General features: G+C 32.0%; 23 protein-coding genes. 6 read left to right on the forward strand and 17 right to left on the reverse strand.

Annotated elements, in window-relative coordinates; all coding sequences use genetic code 11:
- A complete protein-coding gene (locus NMK29_RS19985) occupies nt 1-1,698 on the forward strand; it encodes a hypothetical protein (protein ID WP_159092164.1) in 1,698 nt (565 codons plus the stop codon).
- A 123-nt stretch (nt 1,699-1,821) separates the two neighbouring features.
- Here NMK29_RS19985 and NMK29_RS19990 read toward each other — a convergent pair whose 3' ends face one another.
- Complete coding sequence (locus NMK29_RS19990) at nt 1,822-2,562, reverse strand: 1-acyl-sn-glycerol-3-phosphate acyltransferase (protein WP_108802790.1); 741 nt, start codon at nt 2,560-2,562, stop codon at nt 1,822-1,824.
- A 73-nt stretch (nt 2,563-2,635) separates the two neighbouring features.
- On the opposite strand from NMK29_RS19990, the gene trpS reads away from it, so the two are divergent.
- Nucleotides 2,636-3,604, forward strand: coding sequence for a tryptophan--tRNA ligase (gene trpS / locus NMK29_RS19995; RefSeq protein WP_108802789.1), 969 nt, complete (start codon nt 2,636-2,638; stop codon nt 3,602-3,604).
- Nucleotides 3,605-3,678: 74 nt separating this feature from the next.
- On the opposite strand, the gene NMK29_RS20000 is transcribed toward trpS, so the two are convergent.
- Entirely contained in the window at nt 3,679-5,151 is a 1,473-nt protein-coding gene (locus NMK29_RS20000; RefSeq protein ID WP_108802788.1) for a hypothetical protein, read from the reverse strand.
- A 232-nt stretch (nt 5,152-5,383) separates the two neighbouring features.
- On the opposite strand from NMK29_RS20000, the gene NMK29_RS20005 reads away from it, so the two are divergent.
- Nucleotides 5,384-5,746: a BlaI/MecI/CopY family transcriptional regulator gene (locus tag NMK29_RS20005; RefSeq protein ID WP_027394314.1), complete on the forward strand. Its 363-nt coding sequence runs from the start codon at nt 5,384-5,386 to the stop codon at nt 5,744-5,746.
- 1 nt (nt 5,747) lies between these two features.
- Nucleotides 5,748-7,241 carry a M56 family metallopeptidase gene (locus NMK29_RS20010; protein ID WP_108802787.1) on the forward strand — a complete coding sequence of 498 codons (1,494 nt, stop codon included), beginning with the start codon at nt 5,748-5,750 and terminating at the stop codon, nt 7,239-7,241.
- 89 nt (nt 7,242-7,330) lie between these two features.
- On the opposite strand, the gene NMK29_RS20015 is transcribed toward NMK29_RS20010, so the two are convergent.
- From NMK29_RS20015 to NMK29_RS20030, 4 genes are all read right to left on the reverse strand, one after another.
- Nucleotides 7,331-7,951, reverse strand: a complete 621-nt coding sequence (locus NMK29_RS20015; RefSeq protein WP_108802786.1) for a hypothetical protein — start codon at nt 7,949-7,951, stop codon at nt 7,331-7,333.
- Nucleotides 7,952-8,120: 169 nt separating this feature from the next.
- Nucleotides 8,121-8,516, reverse strand: coding sequence for a hypothetical protein (locus tag NMK29_RS20020; RefSeq protein WP_027394318.1), 396 nt, complete (start codon nt 8,514-8,516; stop codon nt 8,121-8,123).
- 1 nt (nt 8,517) lies between these two features.
- A complete protein-coding gene (gene pheS / locus NMK29_RS20025) occupies nt 8,518-9,537 on the reverse strand; it encodes a phenylalanine--tRNA ligase subunit alpha (protein WP_108802785.1) in 1,020 nt (339 codons plus the stop codon).
- Nucleotides 9,538-10,119: 582 nt separating this feature from the next.
- A complete protein-coding gene (locus NMK29_RS20030; RefSeq protein WP_108802784.1) occupies nt 10,120-10,476 on the reverse strand; it encodes a hypothetical protein in 357 nt (118 codons plus the stop codon).
- A 204-nt stretch (nt 10,477-10,680) separates the two neighbouring features.
- Between NMK29_RS20030 and NMK29_RS20035 the strand changes: the two genes are divergently transcribed.
- Nucleotides 10,681-11,190, forward strand: coding sequence for a CvpA family protein (locus NMK29_RS20035; protein ID WP_108802783.1), 510 nt, complete (start codon nt 10,681-10,683; stop codon nt 11,188-11,190).
- Nucleotides 11,191-11,199: 9 nt separating this feature from the next.
- On the opposite strand, the gene NMK29_RS20040 is transcribed toward NMK29_RS20035, so the two are convergent.
- From NMK29_RS20040 to NMK29_RS20055, 4 genes are all read right to left on the reverse strand, one after another.
- Nucleotides 11,200-13,062 (reverse strand): SulP family inorganic anion transporter, encoded by a 1,863-nt coding sequence (locus NMK29_RS20040; protein ID WP_108802782.1) that lies wholly within the window; start codon nt 13,060-13,062, stop codon nt 11,200-11,202.
- Nucleotides 13,063-13,267: 205 nt separating this feature from the next.
- Nucleotides 13,268-13,900, reverse strand: coding sequence for a carbonic anhydrase family protein (locus NMK29_RS20045; RefSeq protein WP_108802781.1), 633 nt, complete (start codon nt 13,898-13,900; stop codon nt 13,268-13,270).
- 17 nt (nt 13,901-13,917) lie between these two features.
- Nucleotides 13,918-15,516, reverse strand: a complete 1,599-nt coding sequence (locus tag NMK29_RS20050) for a SulP family inorganic anion transporter (protein ID WP_108802780.1) — start codon at nt 15,514-15,516, stop codon at nt 13,918-13,920.
- Nucleotides 15,517-15,640: 124 nt separating this feature from the next.
- Nucleotides 15,641-15,973: a hypothetical protein gene (locus NMK29_RS20055; RefSeq protein WP_108802779.1), complete on the reverse strand. Its 333-nt coding sequence runs from the start codon at nt 15,971-15,973 to the stop codon at nt 15,641-15,643.
- A gap of 181 nt (nt 15,974-16,154) precedes the next feature.
- Between NMK29_RS20055 and NMK29_RS20060 the strand changes: the two genes are divergently transcribed.
- A complete protein-coding gene (locus NMK29_RS20060) occupies nt 16,155-17,369 on the forward strand; it encodes a DUF418 domain-containing protein (protein ID WP_159092163.1) in 1,215 nt (404 codons plus the stop codon).
- Here NMK29_RS20060 and NMK29_RS20065 read toward each other — a convergent pair.
- From NMK29_RS20065 to NMK29_RS20095, 7 genes are all read right to left on the reverse strand, one after another.
- Nucleotides 17,364-18,113 (reverse strand): SH3 domain-containing protein, encoded by a 750-nt coding sequence (locus tag NMK29_RS20065; RefSeq protein WP_108802850.1) that lies wholly within the window; start codon nt 18,111-18,113, stop codon nt 17,364-17,366. The genes NMK29_RS20060 and NMK29_RS20065 overlap by 6 nt on opposite strands.
- 13 nt (nt 18,114-18,126) lie before the next feature.
- Nucleotides 18,127-19,893, reverse strand: a complete 1,767-nt coding sequence (locus NMK29_RS20070; RefSeq protein ID WP_108802777.1) for a BatD family protein — start codon at nt 19,891-19,893, stop codon at nt 18,127-18,129.
- Between the two features lie 95 nt (nt 19,894-19,988).
- A complete protein-coding gene (locus tag NMK29_RS20075) occupies nt 19,989-20,879 on the reverse strand; it encodes a tetratricopeptide repeat protein (protein WP_108802776.1) in 891 nt (296 codons plus the stop codon).
- Between the two features lie 68 nt (nt 20,880-20,947).
- The gene (locus tag NMK29_RS20080; RefSeq protein WP_108802849.1) at nt 20,948-21,982 is read right to left on the reverse strand and encodes a VWA domain-containing protein; all 1,035 of its coding nucleotides are present in this window, start codon (nt 21,980-21,982) and stop codon (nt 20,948-20,950) included.
- Between the two features lie 80 nt (nt 21,983-22,062).
- Entirely contained in the window at nt 22,063-22,569 is a 507-nt protein-coding gene (locus tag NMK29_RS20085) for a flavodoxin family protein (protein ID WP_108802775.1), read from the reverse strand.
- A 15-nt stretch (nt 22,570-22,584) separates the two neighbouring features.
- On the reverse strand, nt 22,585-23,589 hold the full coding sequence (locus NMK29_RS20090) for a VWA domain-containing protein (protein WP_027394331.1): 1,005 nt from the start codon (nt 23,587-23,589) through the stop codon (nt 22,585-22,587).
- A 2-nt stretch (nt 23,590-23,591) separates the two neighbouring features.
- Nucleotides 23,592-25,175 (reverse strand): DUF4381 domain-containing protein, encoded by a 1,584-nt coding sequence (locus NMK29_RS20095; protein WP_159092162.1) that lies wholly within the window; start codon nt 25,173-25,175, stop codon nt 23,592-23,594.
- Nucleotides 25,176-25,193: the final 18 nt, after the last annotated feature.

Here is a 25,193-nt window from a genome sequence, read left to right on the forward strand (position 1 = left end):
ATGAATGATAAAAAAAATATAGACAGATTATTTCAGGAGAAATTCAAAGATTTTGAAGTGTCTCCCAATGATGATGTTTGGGAAAAAATTCAAGCTCGAAAAAATAAAGATCGAAAACGAATAATTTTTATACCATTTTGGTATCGTATTGCTGGTGTTGCAGCCTTACTAGCAATTATTCTATCAGTTGGATCCGTGTTTTTTACAGAAAACCCTATAGAAGACACCATTGTTAGTACTGAAACTGAAGAAGAACAAAATGACGTAAAACCTTTGTCTTCCGAAGACAAAAATTTAGATTCCAAAAACTCCAATGATGCACTTGTTAACGCTTCAGATAATAATGAATTTGAATTCAATGATGGAACTTCGGAAAATGACAAAACAACCAACCAAGCCATTACTGAAAACTCTTTAATTGATGATAATAATAAAAAAACTTCATCGAGCAAATCAGAAGGTAAAATTGATTTTACAACTAATTCTTTTAAAAACCCTTCCGTAAATAAAAACGACACTGAAAGCATAACGAGCATCAATGAAACAAAAAAGGAAATCAATAATATCAATAACGATTACCTCAAAAAAAATCAGACAACTGATAAACAAAAGATAACAAACACGGATGCAATAACTGATCTACAGAAAACAGATACTCCACAGGAAAACACTAACAAAAAGACTTCTGTATTTAAAGAAACTAATACTGAAAATACCATTGCAGAAAACATACTATCAACAGGCAATAAAAAACAACAAAGTATTGAGATTAAAGATAACACCGACTTTAAAGATTCGGAGGATTTAATAAAAAACACAAAAGAAAGTATTGCAACTAATTCGGAGAGCACCAAAAATAGAAAAATGGTATCAGAAGAAGCAATAAATCAAAACTCAGACAGTGGTAAAAAATCTATTTTTGACGCTATAAAAGAAAAAGAAGACAAAGAAGCCGTAATCGCTACAGCAGAAGATAAAATGACTAAACGATGGAATATCGCGCCTAATATCGCTCCTGTTTATTATGACTCTTTTGGGGGCTCTTCTATAGATTCTCAATTCTCTGATAATAATAAACAAGGAGAAGTGAATCTTAGTTATGGAATACAAGTCGCATATGCTATAAATAAAAAATTAATTATAAGATCTGGTGTAAGTAAGGTTGATGTTGGGTATAATACAGAAGATGTTGGTTTCGGAATTGCTTCGTTAAGCAGAGAAAATGGAATAAGCAATACACAAAGTATTGTTGTCTCTGATTATCAAAACGGATCTGTTAGCTTAGCTCCTCCTCCAGGAGATGTGAATAGCGAAATTTTGGTGAAATCTCAAAATCCTGGCCTGCTCAATCATAGCATTGGATACATAGAAGTTCCTTTAGAACTTAAATATGCACTTACAAGCTCCAAGATTGGAATTCATATGATTGGTGGAGTTAGCACATTATTTCTGGAAGATGATGAAGTATCTATTATTGCCGGTAGTTTTAGAAACGAAAATGTGAGTAGAGAGCAAACTGTCAATGATATTAGTTTTAGCGGTAATATTGGTATAGGATTTGATTATAAGTTATCCGATAAGTTTAAAATTAATATGGAGCCTATCTTTAAATATCAATTTAATGGTTTTAATAATAGCGCTGATAATTTTAAACCATATTATTTTGGTGTATATACTGGAGTAAGTTTTAGATTTTAAAAAATAATGAGAAAGAAAATAACTAAATGTGTTTTAGGTTATTTTAGTTGGTTAGGTTGAATTATTGCTATAGGGAAGCAATGATGACAAAGCTGTTTCTGGGGAGAAGCAGCTTTTGTTTTTTTATAATGTATTAGACTTCAATTTATCCAAAATAACATTTCGTGTTGTTATATTTAGCTCTCTTTTATTTTCCTGAGTTAATCCATTCGTTACAATTTCCTTATGAACATAAGCCCTCATCTTACCTGGACTTCCGCTAAAGAAAGTGTATGAAAATCTTTTTTTATTATCTAAAAAAGTCAAAGGAAGAATAGGAATTTGATGATCAATTGCCAATCTAAAAGCGCCATCCTTAAATACATCTAATAAGACGGATTCATCATCAGGCACACCACCTTCTGGGAAAATACAAATACTTGTTCCATCGTGCAATCTAGCTTGAGCACGATCAAAAACTTCTTTTCTACTTTTTTGACTACTTCTATCTACAAGAATGCAAGTCCTCTTATAGAAAAAACCGAATATTGGAATTTTTGCTAATTCTTTTTTTCCTACAAAAACAAAAGGATTCTTTACACAATATAACATTAACATTATATCTGCCATAGAAGTGTGATTCGCTACAAACATGTAACTTCTTTGCGGATCTATTTCTGTTTCTTGTTTTACTCTAGGTATAAACCCACTTCCATACAAAACTATTTTAGCCCAAAATCTAGCCACAACAAAAAACTGAGCGTACCATTGTTCTCTAGAAGTTAGTATTAAAAGAATAGGAAACAGGATAATGATAGGAACTCCCATCATTATATAAAACCAAATACGCCAAAGAAGAATTAATATATTCCTAAGGACAACCATAGGCGCAAAAATACACAATTGGTTTGAGGTATCTGAACAAAAAAATTACCTTTGCCGGAAACTAAAAATTACTATGGCAAGAATTCTAACCGGAGTCCAGAGTACAGGAACACCTCATTTAGGAAACTTATTAGGAGCGATCATTCCTGCAATTCATATGGCTAATCAGCCAGAGAATGATTCTTTCTTATTTATTGCAGACATGCATTCTCTTACTCAGATTAAAGATGCTAAAATGCTACGAGAGAACACCTACTCTACTGCTGCTACCTGGCTGGCATTTGGTTTAGATATAGGAAAAACTGTATTTTATCGTCAGAGTGATATACCACAAGTAACAGAATTATCTTGGTACTTAAGTTGTTTCTTTCCATACCAAAGATTAACCTTAGCTCATTCCTTTAAAGACAAAGCAGATCGATTAGAAGATGTTAACGCAGGTCTATTTACTTATCCTATGTTAATGGCAGCAGATATATTATTGTATGATGCAGATATTGTACCTGTTGGAAAAGATCAGGAACAACATATAGAAATGACTCGAAATGTAGCGGAACGCATACATAATCAGGTTGGAGAACTTTTTGTATTACCAAAGGCACAATTCCAAAAAGAAACTATGTACGTGCCAGGAACAGATGGTGCAAAAATGAGTAAATCAAAAGGTAATACAATCAATTTGTTTTTACCAGATAAAAAATTACGAAAAGATGTCATGTCTATCAAAACCGATAGCACACCTTTAGAAGAACCTAAAGACCCAGATACTTGTAATGTATTTGCAATATATCAACTAATAGCCAATAAAGAACAGCTATCAGAAATGCGTGCAAATTACTTAGGCGGTAATTATGGATATGGTCACGCTAAACAAGCTTTATACGAACTTTTAATTGACAAATTCTCTGAAGAACGTAAACGCTACACATACTATATGGAAAATCTAGAAGAAGTTGATAAAGCTTTAGCTATCGGTGCTGAAAAAGCTTCTGAAGTTGCCAATAAGGTACTTTCTAGAGTGAGAGAAAAAGTAGGATATTAATACGTTAGAAGAGTTTAATTATCCTAAGACAAAAAAGTGCAGATTAGTAACAATTAATCTGCACTTTTTTATTTCTATTTAATAGAATCTCCTTTATAGATATTCATTTCGAGTAATTCATACTTGCTTTTTAACTTCAATACATCCGCATTCGGATCATTCTTAATATGTTTATCAAAAAACTCTACTACTAATTCATTGGTTATTTTTAACCCCAATTTAGCATCTATAGATCCTGTACCCGCAATAGATTCTATTGGAATCATTAAAGGTATATCCATAAAATTAGGATGCCCTGATTTTAATAACTTAGTTTCATAAAAGTAATCAGTACTTTTATTTATGTATGCATGAGAATTTATATCCTCATGTTCTGCTGGCCAATCTGCCGATATAAAAAGAAATGGTTTCTGAAAAACGGTATCCATTATTTGTCCCCACTGCACTCCATCTATATTAACAGCAGCTTTAATTCTAGTATCTTTTAGCATCGCATGCCCAGCTGCTCCACCTCCTCTAGAATGTCCGAAAATCCCAATTTTATTCAAATCCATTCTGTTTTGAAAGAATCCTTTATCATTATAATCATCCAATATATTCAAAACCGAAATCAAATCATTAGACCACCTATCTACAATCTTTGTTACAAAATAATCTTTAGAAGCCTCTCTTATTATCTTATGCCGTTGGTCAAATGAAACACCTTTTTCAAATGCGTGTTTTATTGACATAATATGATCCATTGATGTAGCGTCTCCCTTAGATTGATATATGTAATCGAAAAACCTTTTTTCTCCATTAGGAAAAGTAGCTCCCAGACTCTCATAGGTATGAGTAACATTTACTATGATATATCCCTGACTTGCAATTTCTGTCAATAGTGCATAATACCCGGTTGACATAGAGCCATATCCAGGAGAAAAGATTAAAACAGGAAATGTCTCCTTTGAAATTGGAGCATCTGGATACACATGAGTTTTAATCCGATCCAGATAGTTTATGGTAAAAGGAGGTAAAATTCCCAAGCTGTATTTATTTATAAAACCTATTCGGTTAGCCTCATCAACATATGGTTCTCTTCTAATCCCTGAAATATCATTAGTTGGATACCAAACCTTAATCATCAATTCTCTTTTATCCGAAGAATCTCGTGTAATATGTTCATCCTGGTTTGTTTTTATATGTATCCACTTGCTCCCTACTTCATAGTTTCCTGTAGGTTCTGGCAGAGAAAAAACTGCTAATAGCATTGGTAAAAACCACATCGATACAATCGTAAACAAGACTATTGCATATCCAAAAATTCGAATAAATGTAGGTCTTGGATTCTCTTCAATATTAATCCTATAAATCCGCCATAACGTGATTACAAAAAGTAAGTACACAAGAAACATTTGCCAGCGCCACCCATCTATAACTAAATGTAATAATGCAATAAAGGACACAATAAATATCAAATATTTCTTTGCAAATTTCTTTAACAACTGCCTTTTTATAAATGGCAGAATTGTAACGACAATCAACAAAACAAATTCTAGTATTCTCATTTTAATAGCGTAAAAGGTTAAATCGCAAGATTCTTAATTTAACTACGCAATCACATTTTAATCGACAGACTACAGATTTAGCTTGTTCTTTTACCCTATTAATACTATAAATTCAGTAATTGTTCGCATACAAAACAAAATTAAAACTAAAATATTAGTTCAAACTAAATATTTAGTTTACATTAGCGTTCTCAAACTAAACTATTAGTTTCAAAAATTAAAAAGATATAGAATGAAACAATTAACAAAAGCTGAAGAAGATATTATGAAAATTCTATGGAATTTAAATGAAGGGAGTGTTCTATCCATACTAGATGAATTACCAGAACCTAAACCAGCCTACAATACTGTTTCTACAATCGTAAGAATACTAGAAGATAAAGGTTTTGTTAACTATCGTAAAGAAGGACGAATTCATATCTACATTCCACTAGTTAAAAAAACAGAATATAGTAATCAAAGTATTAACAAGTTAATCGATGGCTATTTTCAAGGTTCTTTTAAAAGTATGGTATCTTTTTTCATGAAAAAAAATGATATCAGTATCGCAGAAATGGAAGAAGCTATGAGAGAAATTAACAAAGAAGAAGAATAATATGATACATTATATACTACAAATCATAGCATTCCAACTACTATTTCTAGTAACCTATGATCTATTTCTTAAGAAGGAAACATTTTTTAATTGGAATCGTGCATATCTAATAATTACCCCTATTCTTAGTTTTTTATTGCCTTTAATTCAGTTAGATTTTATAAGACAATTTATACCTACAGCCTATAGTATACAGTTACCAGAAGTACTTATTACCGACTCACCTATGCAAATTCATCTATTACCCGAAATTGTAATTGGATCAGAAAATCAACTACCAAACTATTTTTCATTAATACCAATTATCGGGTATTTATGGTATATAGGAATTACAATTAGCGTATTTCTACTTCTTTTTAAAGTATACAAAATATCCAGACTAAGGCGTTCTGGAAAAAAAGTACATACTAAAAATATTACCCTAGTTTCATTACCCAACACCGATACTGCATTTTCATTTTTCAACACAATATACATAGGTAATGATCTTTCTGAAGTTAAAAAAAGTAATATTATTATACATGAAAAAATACATGTAAGAGAATATCATTCACTAGATTTAATTTTCTTCGAGATTTTACGAATTATACTCTGGTTTAATCCATTAATATATATCTACCAGAATAGAATAGCTACACTCCAAGAATACATCGCTGATTCTGAAGCAATAGTCGAAACCAATAAAAAGGACTATTACCAAGATCTATTATCTCAGGTTTTTCAGACAGAAAAAATTTCATTTATAAATACATTTTTCAATCATTCTTTAATCAAAAAAAGACTTGTTATGTTACAAAAATCAAAATCAAAAAAAGTTTATCTATTAAAGTACTTACTTATTATCCCGATCATCAGTTCAATGCTTATCTATAGTTCTTGTTCGGAAGATTCACGTACAATAGAAAATAAAGAAGTACCATTAACTACGCTTACACAAAGAGCCGAGTCATTATTAAGCAAAATAAATAGCGAAGGAACTTACTCAGAAGATAGCCAAAAACTGTTTTCTATTCTTATGCAAGACATGGGAAACATCTCTGAGGATCAATTAAAATCTGAAAAGATGGAAGTTTTTCAAAACTTAATTCAAACTATTACGAAATTAACACCCAAAATTACTCAAAAAGAAGAAATAGAGGGCGTGCCATTTATAAAAGCAGATGTTGTTCCTATTCATCCTGATTGTACCCACTTAACCGGAGAAGATGCCAAAAAGTGCTTTTCGGAGAAAATATCACAACATATTGGCAAAGAGTTTGACACTAAAATTGGCAATGAAATAGGACTTAACGGACGATTAAGAATATATGCAAGATTTAAAATAAATAAAAACGGAGAAATCGAAGACATTCAGTCTAGAGGTCCACACAAAAGATTAGAAGAAGAAACTCTGCGCGTCATAAATACGTTACCTAAAATGACACCTGGTATGAAAGATGGAAAACCAGTAAGCGTTCTATATTCTTTACCCATAGTTTTTGAGATAAAAGAGTAGTTTTCTACTGCAGAATAATTAAGAATATGGCTGTTTAAAACTATGATTTAAACAGCCATATTTATTCGCCAACAATATCAATTGATATATTAGCGTTCGAAACCTTTTTCTACTGCTAAAATAACATTATAAGTTCCATTCTCTTTATTATGAATTACAGGGTATTCCCCAGCTTTTACCACATTACCGTGTAACCCCAATTCTTTAGAAGTCTCTGCATCTAAGATTAATGAATCTTTTACTGTAAACACATTATCTTTAAACAAACCTTCCTCTTGATAAAATTGTAATCCTGCTATTTCTTCGTTTAATGCAAATGGCATAGCAGTTTCTCGTGGATCAATATCTAATTCTAGTTTGTCTCTAAAAGAAAGAAAATCTCTTGGATCTATCTTTTCATAAATTATCCAAGGATCAAAAATATCTATCCAACAAGGCACAATCCAACAAGGATCCACGATGATAGGGATACATATTCTCTTTACACCACAAACTCCATTAAATTGTGAGTAGCAATTACCTCGAAAGTTAAGCCCTCTTTCGAAAATGTAATAGCATCTCCAAACAATGCCCCATTTACCCTGAACATCTGTTTCATTATCAATAAGATCAACTGTTACATTTTCATTTGTTTCCTCTACGCTTCCTTTTTCGCAGGAAAAGAACATGCTTGATAGTACTATTACCGCTAAAAAAAATACTTTTTTCATATTATTTGGTTTTAAGATTAGAATAAAAAAACCCACGACAATTGGATGTTGGCATTCCAATTATTGTAGGGGAATATAACGCTAAAGTATTATCAATTTAGAAACAATATGAGGGTTATTTAACTGTTTTTTAATAAGTTAAATAACTAATAATGGCAAAACCTTAAGTTTATGATACTAATACACCTCGTTGTTCCATAACAGGAAGATCCCGAAAGGCACGTTCGTTTATTGTGTTTTTTCTGAAGATGTATTTCTTATCATACAATTTTCCATCTGAAAAGAAGGAAACAGCAAATTCGTTATTCATTGAAAACAATTCTTCCTGAATCATTTCTATTTTAGCCGATGATTTGGCATTCACGGTTCCAATACCGTGTCTAAGTAAAGATGTTTTTTTCTGGGCATCATACCCTTTTGTCACCACAAATACCATCTCTATAGGGGTATCTCTATCATTAATAATGTAAGAATTCCAATCGTCGCCTCCAAATTCATCATTCCACTCTTTCACAATGGCTATGTAAACATTTTTTACTAATGGTATTTCTATATCCTTTCTCAATCTATAATGCGGACTTAAATTGTTCTAAGAAACGTACATCATTTTCACTTAACATACGTATATCAGAGATTCCATATAATAGTAAGGCAATTCGATCGATTCCCATACCAAAAGCAAATCCGCTATACTCTTCAGGATCAATATTACAATTCTTTAATACATTAGGGTCAACCATTCCACAACCCATTATCTCTAACCAACCTGTTCCTTTGGTCATTTTATAATCTGTTTCGGTTTCTAATCCCCAATATACATCCACCTCAGCACTTGGTTCTGTGAATGGAAAATATGAAGGACGCAACCTAATCTTAGATTTACCAAACATTTCAGTTGTAAAATACTGCAACGTTTGCTTTAGATCTGCAAAAGAAACATCTTTATCGATATATAAACCTTCTACCTGATGAAAAAAGCAATGTGATCTAGCAGATATCGCTTCATTTCTATAAACTCTTCCTGGAGAAATTGTTCTTATTGGAGGTTTATTCTCTTCCATATATCTTACCTGTACGGAAGAAGTATGCGTACGCAATAAGATATCCGGATCCGTTTGTATAAAGAAAGTATCTTGCATATCACGCGCTGGATGATATTCTGGTAAGTTAAGTGCTGTAAAATTATGCCAATCATCCTCTATTTCTGGACCTTCACTGACATTAAACCCTATACGAGAAAAAATATCTATAATTTGATTTTTTACTAAAGAAATTGGATGTCTAGATCCCAAAGAAATAGGTTCAGAAGGGCGAGTTAGATCTCCATAGGAACCCTTTTCTTCTTCCTTAGATTCTAACTCATCTTTTAATGATCTTACTTTCTCTTCTGCTGCTACTTTTAGTGCATTGATTGCTTGACCAAATTCTTTCTTCTGATCATTGGCAATATTCCTGAATTCTGCAAAAAAGTCATTTACAAGTCCTTTTTTGCCTGAAAACTTTATTCTAAATGTTTCAATTTCTTCTTTGGTCTTCGCAGAAAACTCCTCAACTTCTGAGATATATTCTTTAATCTTATCGATCATGATCTTTTTCTTATATAGAGGACAAATTTAAACAGAAATACAATAAATAGTGCCCAAAATATAATAGAAGTTATATTTAAGAGCTGAATTTTTGTTTTTTTGTTCAATTGCTTGTTAAACTACATAATTATTTAAATCTGATTCTTATATATAAACAGAACTATAACATACGTTAAAGCTCGTTAAAAATCTTGATAATGCTTATGATATTACTTATTTTTAAGTAAAGTTTTTAGTGCCTGTAGAAGCAACAGTTTCTTGGCCTAAACTTCCCAAAAAAACTCCTTAACCAATAATTTTGAATCAATGGTAATGACTAAAAGTTAGTCATGTAATATTTAATTTAAAAATTGCCGGATATGAAAAAGTTATTTTTTGGAATTCTGATTATAGATATGAAAGGATTAAAAGAATTGATTAGCAATCTTCCTTCGGCCTCTTGGTATGCAATGAGAAGATAATTACACAATTAAAAACTTAACTATAAAAAAAGGAGCCTTATAAGGTTCCTTTTTTATTAAGTCTCATTAATAGCGATTATTACATATTTTAATAGATAATTAAAAAAGTTACATCGTCAAACTAAAGAATATATTGACTTGTAACAAAATAATTCACAATTGCTTCTTTCATCAAAATCGATTGTTCTCCTGCTTTAAGATTAGGAAGTTGTTCTTTTACAATATAATGTGGCCATCCTTCTTCGTCAAAATAGTCGAACTCATAATAACCGTATGGTTCTAGCAATCTGCAAATTGCAATATGCATCAAATCTAATTTTTCATCTTTTTTAAATTTGCGATGAACCTGACCTAATTCTTGCACTCCAATCAAATAGATAATTGCATCCAAATCTAATTCATCTCCATCAGCAAACTGATTAGATAACTTCATTACCAATTCTTTCCATCTTTCCTTTAATTTCTCATCTCTGGTCATAATCTAATTTTCCTCGCCTTTTATAAATACTAATTAAAAAATTAAGCGCTACAAAAATAACGCTTAACTAAAAGACCAACCATCATTTTTTGAGAAAACTTAAAGCTCTAATACTATTCTAATCTTAACAAATTATTTAAGTCTAACTGCATAAATAACTCGATTTTGATTTAAAACATTATATTAGTCTAAACAAAGCTATCAATGAATTATATCGATATCATCTTAGGTATTTTACTATTATGGGGATTAATCAAAGGGTTTAGCAAAGGGTTATTTGTTTCTCTTGCTTCTTTAGTTGCATTAGTAGCAGGGATTTATATCTCTGTACATTTCTCACACTTGATAGGAGGTTATCTAGAAAAATACGTAAACTGGGGTGATGGAGCTCTTAAATTAACTGCGTTTGCTATTACATTTATTGGCGTTGTAATCTTAATATCTTTAGCAGGAAAACTATTGACAAAGATTGCAGATTTTGCCTCATTAGGTATCCTAAACAAACTTTTAGGTGCAGCATTTGGAGTATTAAAATTTGCCTTTATAGCAAGTGTGATAATAATATTTGTAGACGCAGCTAATCGATCACTAAATCTAATTAAACAAGAAACATTAGATTCTTCCATTCTTTATGCTCCTGTAAAAAAAATAGCCCCCACTGTATTACCAAATATCCTTAGAGATACTACTAAAGAAGAAGACCAAGAAGCTTAAATTATTTACTTAAGCTATGTTTTTTACATTATGCTCAATATATTCTAAGCAAGAATTAAAATCCTCAAATATATAGTTTTCAGGTACTAAATCAGGAATAATATCTATATGCTCCATCATATATCTAGGCTGTTTAGGAAGTCCCACGAATAATACTTTAATTCCTTTTTCTTGTAATCCTAAAATGATTTCTTCCATAGTATATAATCCAGATTGATCCATATACTGCATTTTGGCTAATCGAACTACAACTACTTTAGAAGTATCGGGAATTTGAGCTGCTAAATTCTGAAAATCACTCGTAGAACCAAAAAATAAAGGTCCTTTAAGGTGCTTAATAAATACTTCCTCTTTAAGTTGGTCTGGGAAATTTTTCTCATCACTCCATGCTTCTTCTTTAAGCGGCTTAACATCCGATCTTTCTGCGGTTAAATCACCGATTTTTTTCATAAACATCAAACAAGCAATTACTAATCCAATACCAACAGCATACACTAAATTCCAAAATGTAGATAATACCAATACAATCAACATTATTAACACTTCAGAACTAAGTCTAATAGGTCCTAATTTAATATCCTTAGGCATACTTGGCACGGCTTTTAATCCTTTGTAGTCCATTACACCAATACCAACTGTTATTAAAATCCCAGCAAGAACAGCTGCAGGTATTTTTGATGCAACTGGTGCCAATCCAAGCATAACGACAAACAAAATCAATCCTGCAATCATACCAGATAATTTAGTCTTACCTCCAGCATTGATATTAACAACGGTTCTAATAGTCGCTCCAGCTCCTGGTATACCTCCAAATAAAGCCGCTATACTATTACCAATTCCTTGACCAACTAATTCTTTGTTTGGCTTGTGCCTCGTTTTAGTCATATTATCCGCAATAACACTAGTCAACAAAGAATCAATAGCACCCAAAAGGGCAAGTGTAAACGCTGTAAATAAATAGGGAGTTATACTGCTTAAACTAAATCCAGTAAATATCTCCCATCTTGGTATGGGTAAACCACTTGGGATTTCTTTTATAGGGCGATAATCCAGCCCAAATCCGTAGGCAATCCCAGACATTACAACCAATGCGACCAATGTACTTGGAACAGCTTTAGTAATCCGTTTAAAACCATAAATTATAATAATAGTCCCTAGTGCAAGTAACAATTCTAGCCAATTGATATGCTTTAAAGCTCGAGGAAGCACTTTAATTGCTCCATAAGCTCCAGATGCTTCTTTTCCTGCGAGTGTTTGGGATTCTTTTAAAATATCTGCTTCAGAAATTGTTTCTGCCTTAGTAATTGTTTGTTTAAAATCCTCTAACACCAAAACACCTTTGCCCGCCTCTTCTTTAAGAATATTTTTTAGAATTACTTCTTGTGCTTCTGGCTTAAATTTAGAAACAAATGCATCGTCTTCTTTAGGATAATATCCTACGGATGGTAATATCTGAGTAAGTAATATGATAACACCAATAGCAGTCATAAAACCAGAAACAACGGGATAAGGAATATATTTGATATACTTTCCAACTCCTATAGCTCCTAATAAAATTTGTATCAGTCCACATAATAAAAAGATCGTTAGAATAGCAGGTAGTGCTTTTTCTACACTCCCATCATTGGCGGCAATAATTCCAGCAATTACAACCATACTTACAGCTGTCATTGGAGCAGTAGGCCCAGAAATCTGGGTACTAGTCCCTCCGAATAAAGCTGCAAAAAAACTTATAAAAATAGCACCATATAATCCTGCAGTTGGCCCTAATCCAGAAGATACTCCAAAAGCCAAAGCCAATGGTAACGCTACGATACCAGAAGTTAATCCACCAAAAGCATCACCTTTAAAATTGCTAAAAAATCCTTTCATGCGTTTTTATATTGTGTTTAGTTGTACAAGGAACTCACCAAATAAACCTATAAGGTATTAAAAAATAACTTTGGCTTGCTCTTCTTTGTAATATGGTTAAATAAAATATATCTTTTTACTCAATACTGATGTAAAACTATTAAAAATAAAACAAAAAAGCCGACACTTAATGATGTCGGCTTTATATATAAATTATTAGCGTATCCTAATTCTCATAAAAAGTTACACTTCCATCGTTGATGTCATACATCCCTCCTATAATCATAATCTCGCCATTAGCTTCCATTTCCTTAAGAACTTCACTCTGATCCTTAATATTTTGAATTGTCATATTAACATTTTGTTCAGCAACTTCATTTACAAAATCTATATTTTTTGAATTTCTTTTCGCTGGATCAGATGGTTCTGTAACAGCAGCTACCGCAGGCTTTATTTTACTTAATAAAGCTGTAAGGTTTCCTAACTTAGCATCATCACAAGCTCCTTTTACCGCTCCACAAGCTGTATGTCCTAAAACCAGTACTAATTTAGTTCCTGCAAGTTTACAAGCAAATTCCATACTTCCTAAAATATCCTCATTCACAAAATTACCTGCTACTCTTGCACTAAAAATATCTCCTATTCCTTGGTCAAAAATTAACTCTGAAGAAACTCTAGAATCTATACAACTAAGAATTGTTGCAAATGGAAATTGACCCGACTTGGTGTCATTAACCTGATCCAATAGATCTCTATCTGCCATATGCTTTTGTTGAAACCTTTGATTTCCTTCTTTTAATAATTGTAGTGCGGTTTGTGGTGTTATTGCCGCTTGTGTTTCTTTTGTATGTGCTTTCATAATATGTTTTCTTTAATTTACGTAGTTTTTGGTCTTAATTTAAAAAATTTAATGTAACTCTCAGGGTTTTCCGCAATTCCACGTTCTGATATTAATTGAATATCAATATTTCTTTCTTTGGCTTTATAAGCAAAATCTTCCAAAATCTCTATAATATCATTATCCAAGTACCTAGTTTTTCTAACATCTAAAGTAAGATATGTATCTTCTGGTAATTGATCCAATTCTTTCAAAATAGCTCCCTTATTAAAAAAAGTAACCTCTTCTGCCAATGTCATTTTAATCCTATGCTTTCCATTACTCTTATCTTCGATATGTAAGAAATGAGAGTTCTGATAACTTTTAAATAATATAATAACAATACCTACTGCTAGTCCTAATCCTATTCCAACCAATAAGTCTGTAAGTACAATACCTAAAATTGTTACTATAAAAGGAACAAATTGCTTCCATCCTGCTGCCCACATTGCCTTAAAAGTTGAAGGTTTTGCTAATTTATATCCTACAATAAAAAGAACTGCCGCCAGCACAGAAAGAGGAATCATATTTAGCAACGTCGGAATTAAAATTACAGAAGTTAACAGAAAAAATCCATGAATTATTGCCGACATTTTACTTTTACCACCAGATTGGATATTAGCAGAACTACGAACGATAACCTGTGTTATTGGCAATCCTCCAATTAAACCAGAAACCACATTACCCGCTCCTTGAGCTAATAATTCACGATTAGTAGGTGTTACTCGTTTTTCAGGATCTAACTTATCGGTAGCTTCAACACATAATAGCGTTTCTAAACTCGCTACCAAAGCAATAGTAAAACCAGTAACCCATACATCTCCTCTAGTTATAACTCCAAAATTTGGAAAAGCAAACTGTCCCAAAAAACTATCAAAGTTATCCGGTACAGGTACCGAAACTAAATGCTCAGTAGTGATCCCTATAGAAGAATCTTTTGTAAATACATAAAAAAGTATTCCTATAACTACGGCTACTAATGGACCTTGAACTAATTGAAAAAACTTCCCTTTTTTAGATAATACGTTGCTCCATAGAATTAAAATTCCTAAACCTAAAAGTGCTACTATTGCAGCTCCAACATTAAAACTTCCGCTCAATAATGCGTTAAGGGTTTTTAATAATTCGGTAAATGTGTTTTCTCCATCAATTTGAAGAAAAGCAAAGTCGCCTTCTGGATTTTCATCAATACCAAAGAAATATGGTATTTGCTTTAGAATAATAATGATCCCTATCCCTGTAAGCATGCCCTTAATCACGGAAGAAGGAAAATAATACCCGATAATCCCAAGTCTTAAAACTCCAAAGACCAATTGAATTAATCCACCTAGAACAACAGCCACTAAGAAATTCTCATAGCTTCCTAAAGATGAGATGGCAGCAAGAACAATTGCTGCTAATCCAGCTGCAGGACCACTTACTCCAATTTGAGAACCACTCAGTGCTCCTACCATAATTCCTCCGACAATTCCCGCAATCAAGCCGGCGAAAAGTGGAGCTCCACTTGCTAAAGCAATTCCAAGACATAATGGTAATGCCACAAAGAACACAACAATACTTGCTGGTATATCGCTTTTTATATTTTTAAAAACACTCATGATTTAATAATTAAGTTATTACCTGTAAACAGGTGATTGAAATTGAAATTGATTTAAACAAATCAAAACGTATATTCTCTTCTTACCAATAAGAAAAAGAGAGTTAATATATTTTATGTAGATTTTACGAGTTTTCCGGAGGTGGTGTAATGTACTCTAGATATACAGAAGAGTTTCCGTAACTTAAATCAGGGTAATCTAAAATGATATTATCAGATATCTTAGTTTGTTTCTCATCAAAATATTGAGAAATCTTATCCTTTTCTTTTAAGTCTTCTTTTTCTGAACTGTCTTTCTCATTAGATTCAGATTTCTCCTCTGAATCATCTATAGCATAACTAATAGAAGTAATATTTCCTCTATAAAAATCTAGCAAGCCCAATGAGTAATTTCCAATATTCATAAGAAAACCGGAAATAATCAAAAATCTAGCAATTTTTATTTTTATAGATGGCATAAATAATTTTTATGGGTTGTAAAAATAAAAGTATTACTTTCAAAATCTGTTAAATCAATTGTAAAATTATTTAACAATTTATCCTTTATCACCTTCTCTTTTAATTGTTATAGCATAATTAATACAATTTAACTTTCTAAATATTGCTTAAACAACAATAATGAAGTAATTTTAGTTCACTTTGATAAATAAAACTTCTAATAGAATTATAATTATTGATGCTTTGCGAGGTTTTGCATTAGCCGGCGTATGCTTAGTTCATATGAATGAACAATATATAGCATCTCCTCCATCAGAAAGTCTTATGGAAGTAACTAATACTGTTTTTGATCAAATTTTAGGAGGAATTATTGGATTCTTTATTATTGGTAAATTCTTTGCTTTATTTTCTATCCTTTTCGGTCTTAGTTTTTTCATCCAAATGGATGGAGCTAGTAAAAGAAATGAAAATTTTGGGTTACGATTTCTCTGGAGAGCTTTTTTACTTTTTATTATTGGATATATTCATCAATTGTTTTACAAAGGAGATATCTTAACTATATATGCTATGCTTACTCCTTTTCTAATACCTTTTTATCGTATTCGAAATAAATGGATTCTTTTAGTTTCTGGGCTATTTTTAGTTAGTATTCCGCGGTTCATTTCATTTTACATTTTAGGAAATGAGAGTCTTTTTGGATTTCCATCAATAATGGATGGTAATAGTGAAATGAACACGGCATATATAAATATTTTAAAAGAAGGTACCATTACAGAAGTATTTGCTACCAATGGGAAACAAGGAATGTTGCAAAAAATAGATTTTCAGATAGGTTTATTTGCAAGATTTTACCTAACCTTTGGTTATTTCTTAATTGGTTTATGGCTCGGAAAAATTGGGTTATTCCATCATTCAAAGGAAAAAATCCCCTTAATTAAAAAATGGATTAAAAGAAGTTCAATATTTTTTTTAATTGCTATGGCTATAGCAGCAGGAATATTTGCTATTTCTCCACAACCTGTTGATTTTAATAGTTGGTTACACGTATTAGGAATCAATGTTTATGATTGGTCTAATATTGCTCTGACTGCGATTATACTATGTAGTTTTATTCTTTTATATCACAAAAAAAGAGGATACCGATTCTTTACTTTCTTTGAATCGTATGGTAGGATGGCATTAACTAATTATGTTCTGCAGTCGATTATTGGTACATTCCTGCTCTTTGGATGGGGAGTAGGCCTTATTGGAAAATTACAAACTATATATCTTGTCATTTTTGCTTTAGCACTAATTATACTCCAAGCTATGATAAGCAAAGTATGGTTACAAAAATTTAAATATGGTCCATTAGAATGGTTATGGCGCAGCGCAACAAAAGGTAAGATTCAGTCTTTTAGAAAAAAAACGCTATAACTCTTTTAAATCAGTAGCCGGGATCCATCCAATTTTCCCGTCAGCAAGTTTTATTTTTTTCCAATCGTTTACCGTTTCGGTCACTTTAACCTTTGTTCCTTCATGAAGCTCGAATACTTCTTCGCTCCGAAGATTAGGTTCGCTTTTTATAGTAGTTTCCTGGGCAAACACTATAGCGTACTGATTATTTTCAATAAAACTATATTGTTTAAAAGCAAAGAAGATAGCAAATAAACCAACGACTAGAGATGTCCAAGAACCAATAAAAAATAATCTCTTCTTCGAAGAAATACGTGTCACATAGTACAATATAAATAATGCAACGAAAATAACGATACTTAATATCGAAATCCAAGCCCACATATCAAAACCAAACATATTTGTAAAACCATTAATAGTTCTAGAAATCACTCCTTGTGGTATAACATCTATTGCATCTATAGTAGCATTATTGGCAAAAGCAAGATTGTTTTTAATATCTTCATCATTAGGTGCCAGTTCTAACGCTTTTTCGTAGAAATATATACTTGGACCTATATTACTTAATTTATAGTTAGCATTCGCTAAATTATAATACAATGCTGCAGACTCATTACCACTATTTATTATAGTTGTATATGCATCAATAGCTTGCTGATACTCTTCTTGATTGTAAAACGCATTGGCCTTTTCGAATAATTTATCATTCTGGGCAAAGCCAATCATATTCATTAAGAAAACAACTACTACTACTAAATTCTTCACTACTTTCAATATTTTATAATTGTTTATCGATTGCCGAGATCACTCTAGACGCCTTATCATAATCCTGCTGCATAGCTGTAGTAGATGAAGGAGTATATCTAGCAAATTCACAGCTTTCTAATAATGCTATAAACTCTATAGATGTAGTATCATCTACTTCTTTTTCTTTTAATAACCGTTTAATTCGATCTTTACTCATATCACTAGTTTGGATATGTAATTTTGCTTTTAAATAGTTATGCAATGCTCGTTCCATCGCAATGTAAAACTCTTTCTGATTTCCTAGGTTCTTTTTAGCCTCAGAAAGATATTTTCTTGCAAGTTTATCTGCCTTACGTACTCTATTACCACTAACGTCACTTAGTCTTTCTTCTCTCTTTTTTCCAAAAAACAAAAATAATGGAATCGCTAAAAGCGGAGCTGTAAGAGCTATCCAGTATCCTGTTGATTTAAAAAAATGTTTTTTCTCAATTGGTTCTAGATTAGCATTCAATTTTAAAAACCTAAACTGACTTCCCGTTTGAGTAACTAATTTTTTATTGGTTCCTGTAGTTTCTGAATTTGTAACAATACTTCCACTATCAGGGCCATTCTTTACATTAATTACTATTTCGGGAGATGTTATTCTTTTATAGGTTTCAGTTTTTAAATCGAAGTACGAAAAAGAAACAGGAGGAATTGGATAGGTTCCTTTAAACTGAGGAACCAATGTATAGGAATCTGAAATATTTCCAGACATTCCTGTCATATTTGTTCTTACTCTTTCATTATGTTCTGGTTCATATTGTTCTAAACCGTTTGGAACACTTAACTTAGGTAGATCAAATAGTTTAAGATTTCCATTACCAGAAACCAAAATCTTAGCTTCTAGCGATTCCGTAGCATCCAATTCAGTTCTATTGGGAGTAATTTTGAAATCAAAAGATCCAACCGCACCAGAAAAATCATCTGGTTTTCCTTCTATAGGAAGTGGTTTTACATTAATTGTTCTGGTACCAGCAGCAACCGTTTTATTTACTGTGGAATACAATTTTCCTCCAAAAATATCTCGACGATTGGTCGGAACATCAACTGCTATTGATAAGGTTAATGGTTCTATCTCTAACTTTCCTGTTTTTTGGGGATATAACACGGTTTTACCACATACAACAAAATTATATGGTTCTCCTTTATACTCACCTCTTTCTACTTTTAACTGACCAATCTTAATCGCCTGACTCCAAAAATCACTATATTTTGGGTTATCTATTTCTCTTAAATTACTAATTTGTATTCTTGGGCTTACATACAATTTATACACTACCGTAATGGCCTCATTTAGATAAGGATTGGATTTAGAAACTTCTGCAACCAAATGTAAATTTTCGCTAGCAACATAATCTGCATTATTTCCATCTTTTGGTTTTTGCACTGCAGCGGTTACTTGTACTTTTACTGGTAATGTTTTATAGGTTTGTCCATCAATTTCTATAGTCGCTTGACCAATTGTAAAATTCCCTCTTTTTGTAGGAGAGAGGAAATAACTAAATGTCTTGGCATATGATCTTTTACCATTGATCCAAGAATTACTAATGGATTGATTAGGTCCTCCAACAACAGTAAATCCTTTAAAACTAGGTTGTGTAAAATTATCACCGTCTTTATTCATTTCAAAATCGACGCGTAATCTTTCGTTGATGCCCAGTTTTTTCTTACTCAATTTAGCCTCAAACTTTACTTGAGCGAACCCAAGTTGGGTAACTGCTAAAAATAGTGTTAGAAAAATTAATTTTATATTCATCAGTTTTATATACTTTTTAGGAACAAATGATATCTATGCGACTAAAATAATCATTATCAAAATGTAATACTTTTAGTCGCATAGATTTCATTCGCTTACCAATCTTTTTCAGTTTTTGTTTTTGTTCCTTTCGCTTTTTTAGCATTTATTTTATCCTGTACTTTTCTTTCTTCATTATTCATTGCTTCTAAAAGACTTTTTACTTGCTGAGGAGACAATTGACCTTGTGCCTGTTGTGGCTGCTTATTTTGTTCTTCAGGCTTTCCATCTCCTTCTTTCTTATCTTCCTTTTTGTCTTTACCATCATCTTTAGGATCACCTTTTTCATCTTTTTTATCTTCTCCTTTTTGATCCTCTTTATCGTCTCCTTTATCTCCTTTTTTATCCTTATCGTCTCCTCCTTCTTTCTTATCTTCTTTCTTATCTTCTTTATTTTCGCCCTCTTTCTTATCCTTGTCCTCTTTATCTTTTTTGTCGTCTTTATTCTGATCTTTATTATCCTTGTCCCCTCCTCCTTTATCTTCGTTTTGTTGTTTTTCTAATAATTGTTTTGCTAGTGCTAAATTATATCGTGTCTCATCATCTTTAGGATTATTACGTAAAGCATTCTTATACGCCGCTACTGCTTCTTTATATTTTTTCTGTTCCATATAGGTATTCCCTTGGTTATGGAATGCCTTATGTTTTTCTACTTTTGAAGTTGCTGTTTTTACAGCTTCGGTATATCGTTGGTGTGCTTCATCATATTTTTCCGTGTTGTAATATGCATTTGCTAAATTATACTTAGCTGTTGGATCTACCGGATTTTTGGATATTGCTTTACGATATTCTCCTTCTGCTTTTGGAAAATTACCATCTTTAACCAACACTTCATTTCCAGTCGCTACAAATCGATCTGCCTCTGCTATAGCTTCTATTCGATCTTCTTCTTGCGAAAAAGTAATCCCGAATTGAAAACATAGTACTATAATCAGTAAATTTTTCATAACGTTTTTATTTTATTCTGTATCACGCTTTAACAAGCTTATTCCTTCAACATTTTATTGCTCATAACTTATTCTTCATTAAACAAGTTTAGCCTTTTAACCCAAGAAGTTTTTCTTTCTAATAAGAAAATATCTAAAAATAGCAATAGTAAACCTGCTCCTAGAAACCATTGGAACTGATCTTTAAAATCTGCAAATTGTTTGGCTTCAAACTCTTTCTTATCCATGCCTTGTAATAATTCTGTCACATTTTCTACCACTGCATTTGTACTAGAACCATCAATGTATGTGCCATTTGCTTCATTAGCAATTTCCTGTAAAATTGTCGTATTTAATTTTGTAATAACAGTTTCTCCCTGACTATTTTTCTTATACGATTGGACTATTCCGTTACGTTTTATCGGAATTGGGCCTCCTTTGGTTGTTCCAACACCTATTGTAAATATCTTAATGCCTTCTTTAGCTGCTTCTTCTGCTATAGATGCTACATTTCCTTCATGATCTTCTCCATCGCTTATAATGAATAATACTCTATTCGTCTGTTCCTCATCATCATAATAGGTTTTTGCTAGTTCGATAGCTTCATTAATAGCAGTTCCCTGAGAAGAAAGCATATCCGTATTCATTGATTGTAGAAACATCTTCGCAGATCCATAATCTGTGGTTATTGGTAATTGCGGAAATGCACTAGCTGCATATGCAATAATACCTACACGATCACTTGCTAAATTATTAATAATCTGAGTTACTAATTGCTTTGTTTTCTCTATTCGATTTGGCGCAATATCCTCTGCGAGCATACTTTTAGAAACATCTATTGCAAATACGACATCAACACCTTCTCGTTTTACTGTTTCTAATTTAGTTCCTACTTTGGGATTGACCAAAGCAATAATAAAACAAGCAAAAGCTAAACTAATAACCACAATTTTTAGTATTGATTTAAAAATTGATTGATTAGGGCTTAATCTTTTTAATAATTCTTTGTCTGCAAACTTTTTCTGAGCCGTTTTCTTCCAAATTAAAACACCAAGAAACAACACAATTACCATTGGTATTACCAATAATAACCAGAAATATATTTTTTCTTCTAATAGATACATTTTATTATTCTTAGTTACAGCAAACACTGTAATTTATATACCAACCAACTACACTTAAAAAAGTTTAGTATGCTGTATATTTAATTTTTTATTTTTAAAGCAAAAGCATTTATTTTTTCTTTTATTTCTACAGAAAGTTCTTTATCCTGAACCCAAGTATGTATATCTCCTAAATACTGCATCCCCAAGTATTCAGCACTTCGAGAAAAAGGAAGAGGAAATTCTTTTACTCTATCATCATCATTGCTGCAACTAATCATTGCCAACTCTTTTCCTCTTAGCATTCTTCCGAAATCTTTTTCTTTATATAAATAATCAGAAATTCTGTCTAAAAACACTTTCATAATTCCGCTCATTGTATACCAATACACTGGCGTGGCTAAAACTATCGTCTGATAATTCCGTACCATATTTTTAAAAATTATTTCAAAATCATCGTTGTTTTTAAAATCGTAATCAAAGTAATTTATTTCTCTTTGATTTAGATCAACCATTTCAAAACCTGTCATTTCTTTTAAATAAGAAACTACTATACCGGTATCACCATCACTTCTCGAGCTTCCTTGAATTATGATTCCTTTTTTCAACTACTATATTTTTACTTAAATAAAACTTCTAAACACGGTAAATCTCAACAGAAACTCAACCAACAATAACAATCCAGCTAATAACACTAATGGTCTAAATTTTTCTTCATAGTTATAAAACTTAAACTCCTCTACATCGGTTTTTTCTAGCTTATCAATCTCCTCATATATCTGTTCTAGTTTCTTATTATTGGTTGCTCTAAAATATTTTCCTTTGGTCACTTTTGCAATTTCCTTCAGAAGTTCTTCATCAATTTCCACCTTTACATTTCCATATTGAAATGATCCATTTGGTCTAATAGCAACTGGTGCTAAAGCCATTCCATTGGTTCCAATACCAATCGTATAGGTTTTAATGCCATACTCAACTGCCAATTCTGAGGCTATTTTAGGATCAATAAAACCAGCATTATTAGAACCATCAGTAAGTAATATAATTACTTTGCTTTTTGCCTTGCTGTCTTTTAGTCTATTTACAGAAGTAGCCAATCCCATACCAATTGCCGTACCATTTTCTAAAAGATTATTATATTCTATTTCTTTCATTGCGCTAAGCACAATCGCCTTATCACTAGTAATTGGTGTTTTAGTAAAGCTTTCTGCTGCATACATAACCAATCCAATTCTATCATTTGGTCTGCCTTGGATAAACTCTGCCGCAACATCCTTTAAAGCTTCTAAACGATTAGGTCTTAAATCTCTTGCAAGCATACTTGCAGAAACGTCAATCGCCATTACTATATCAATCCCTCGAGTTGTTTTCGTTTTAGTTGATACATCGACAGTTCTTGGTCTTGCCATCGCCGTAATGATTAATGCTAAAGCAATTAATCTCAACAACAACAATAATGGCTTAACCTTAGCCAACCAACTCCCTGATACTTTAAATCCTTTAATACTGGAGATTTTAAGCTCAGCTTGTTGTTTATTTCGTTTCCATATATACCAAGCAATTGCTAAAGGTAGTGTTAAAAACAACCAAAAGAACTGTGGATTTTCAAATGTAAAATTTTCAAACATAGTTATTTGGCGTTTCTAAGTTCTACAGAGTTTATAATACGTTGGGCAACTTCTTTAGCATAACGATCTTCTTTATCATAAACTACCATTATCTGTTGGAAGCCACCATTCTCGGCAAAATTAAGCATCAAATAATCGCTTTTTTGTTCTTTCTTCGTTACTGTATTTACAACCTCTAAATTCCCAAAGACCTTTATACCTTTTGCACCAGCCAATGTTTCGTACTCTTCATCTTTTACGGTAATATTTTTAGCTCCTTGTGATTCGAAATTACCAACAACCCCTTCTACAACTTTATTTAAATCCACTTCTGTTTCCTGGTTGTATTGCACCGTCGAAACAGAGATAAAAAAGTTTCCTACCAAACTTCCGTATATGAAGGTTTCGTTTCCTTTTAGAATTTGTTTTTGTTCTTCGGTTAATTGAAAATTATTTCTAATTAACACTTTTGGAGTAGATATTGTAACTGGCGGCGCTCCATATGCACTACTAATCCATTCTGTTTCTGCTAACTCTTTTGTTGGATGTCCTAAGATTGAATCTTTCACAACATCATACCCTTTTACAATAATAAATATCATTAATGTAATTGCAATTACTCCAACCCCAGCTATACTTCCGAAAATAATTTTTCTTCTTAGTTTTTTTTCTGCGACAGTTTTTCGATATTCTTCATCCGCTAGCAATTCTTCCTCAGTTGGTTCAGGAATTGCATTCTTTGTCTCATTAATTACTTTTTCGATGACGTTCCTGTCGGCTTTAGCAGTACCAATATCAGGTTTGGATTTAGCAAACTTTGCCATATCAGCCGTTTTTAGAACTGACTTAAGTTCTTCGATTGTATGTTTATCTAGATTTAATGAACCTGTTTTAATTTCTTCATCAAGTCGAGCTATTAATTCATCCGTAGTACTTTCCATCGCATGATCATATACTTCTTCGTCAATATACTTACGTGCTGTATCACTCAATTGAGAATAATATTCTTTATGAGAATCCTGCTCTAACAATTGTGATTCATCAATTCTTTGTAATGCTAAAATTGCTCTTTCGTAAGGAGGAAGTTCATCTTCCTTTGCCTCTTTTCGCCTTTTTCTTCTTAAAACAAGAAATACAATCAACCCTATCAATGCTAGTGGTATTAGAATCCACCACAAATATTTTTTCCAATTGAAAAAAGAGGCATCCACATCAATTATGGGTTTGATCTCAAACATCTTCTGTTTCGTAGTGTCTACAACTACGTCTCGGACTTCTACTTTTAATGAATCTGTAAAGAAAGATCGATCTCCAATCATCACTTTTTGCCTAGGAATTGTATAATGTCCAGAATCAAATTGTGTTAACGCATATTCTTTGATTAGATTAAATCTATTTCCATTTTTTATAGTATCTGTTTTATAGGATTCTATAACTTCGAGTGGCGAAAATGTTTGCCCTTCTGGAAAAATTACAATTTCGGTAGAATCTACTTCAACCTGCATTTTGTATCTAATTTCTTCACCAATTTTTATTGATGTAGAATCAATACTAGTTGCAACTTGTGCAATACAATGAAATCCAGAAAAAACAAGAAAGAGGATCATAAATAATATCTTTCTAAC

The sequence above is a fragment of the Aquimarina sp. Aq107 genome (assembly GCF_943733665.1).
Lineage (GTDB): Bacteria > Bacteroidota > Bacteroidia > Flavobacteriales > Flavobacteriaceae > Aquimarina.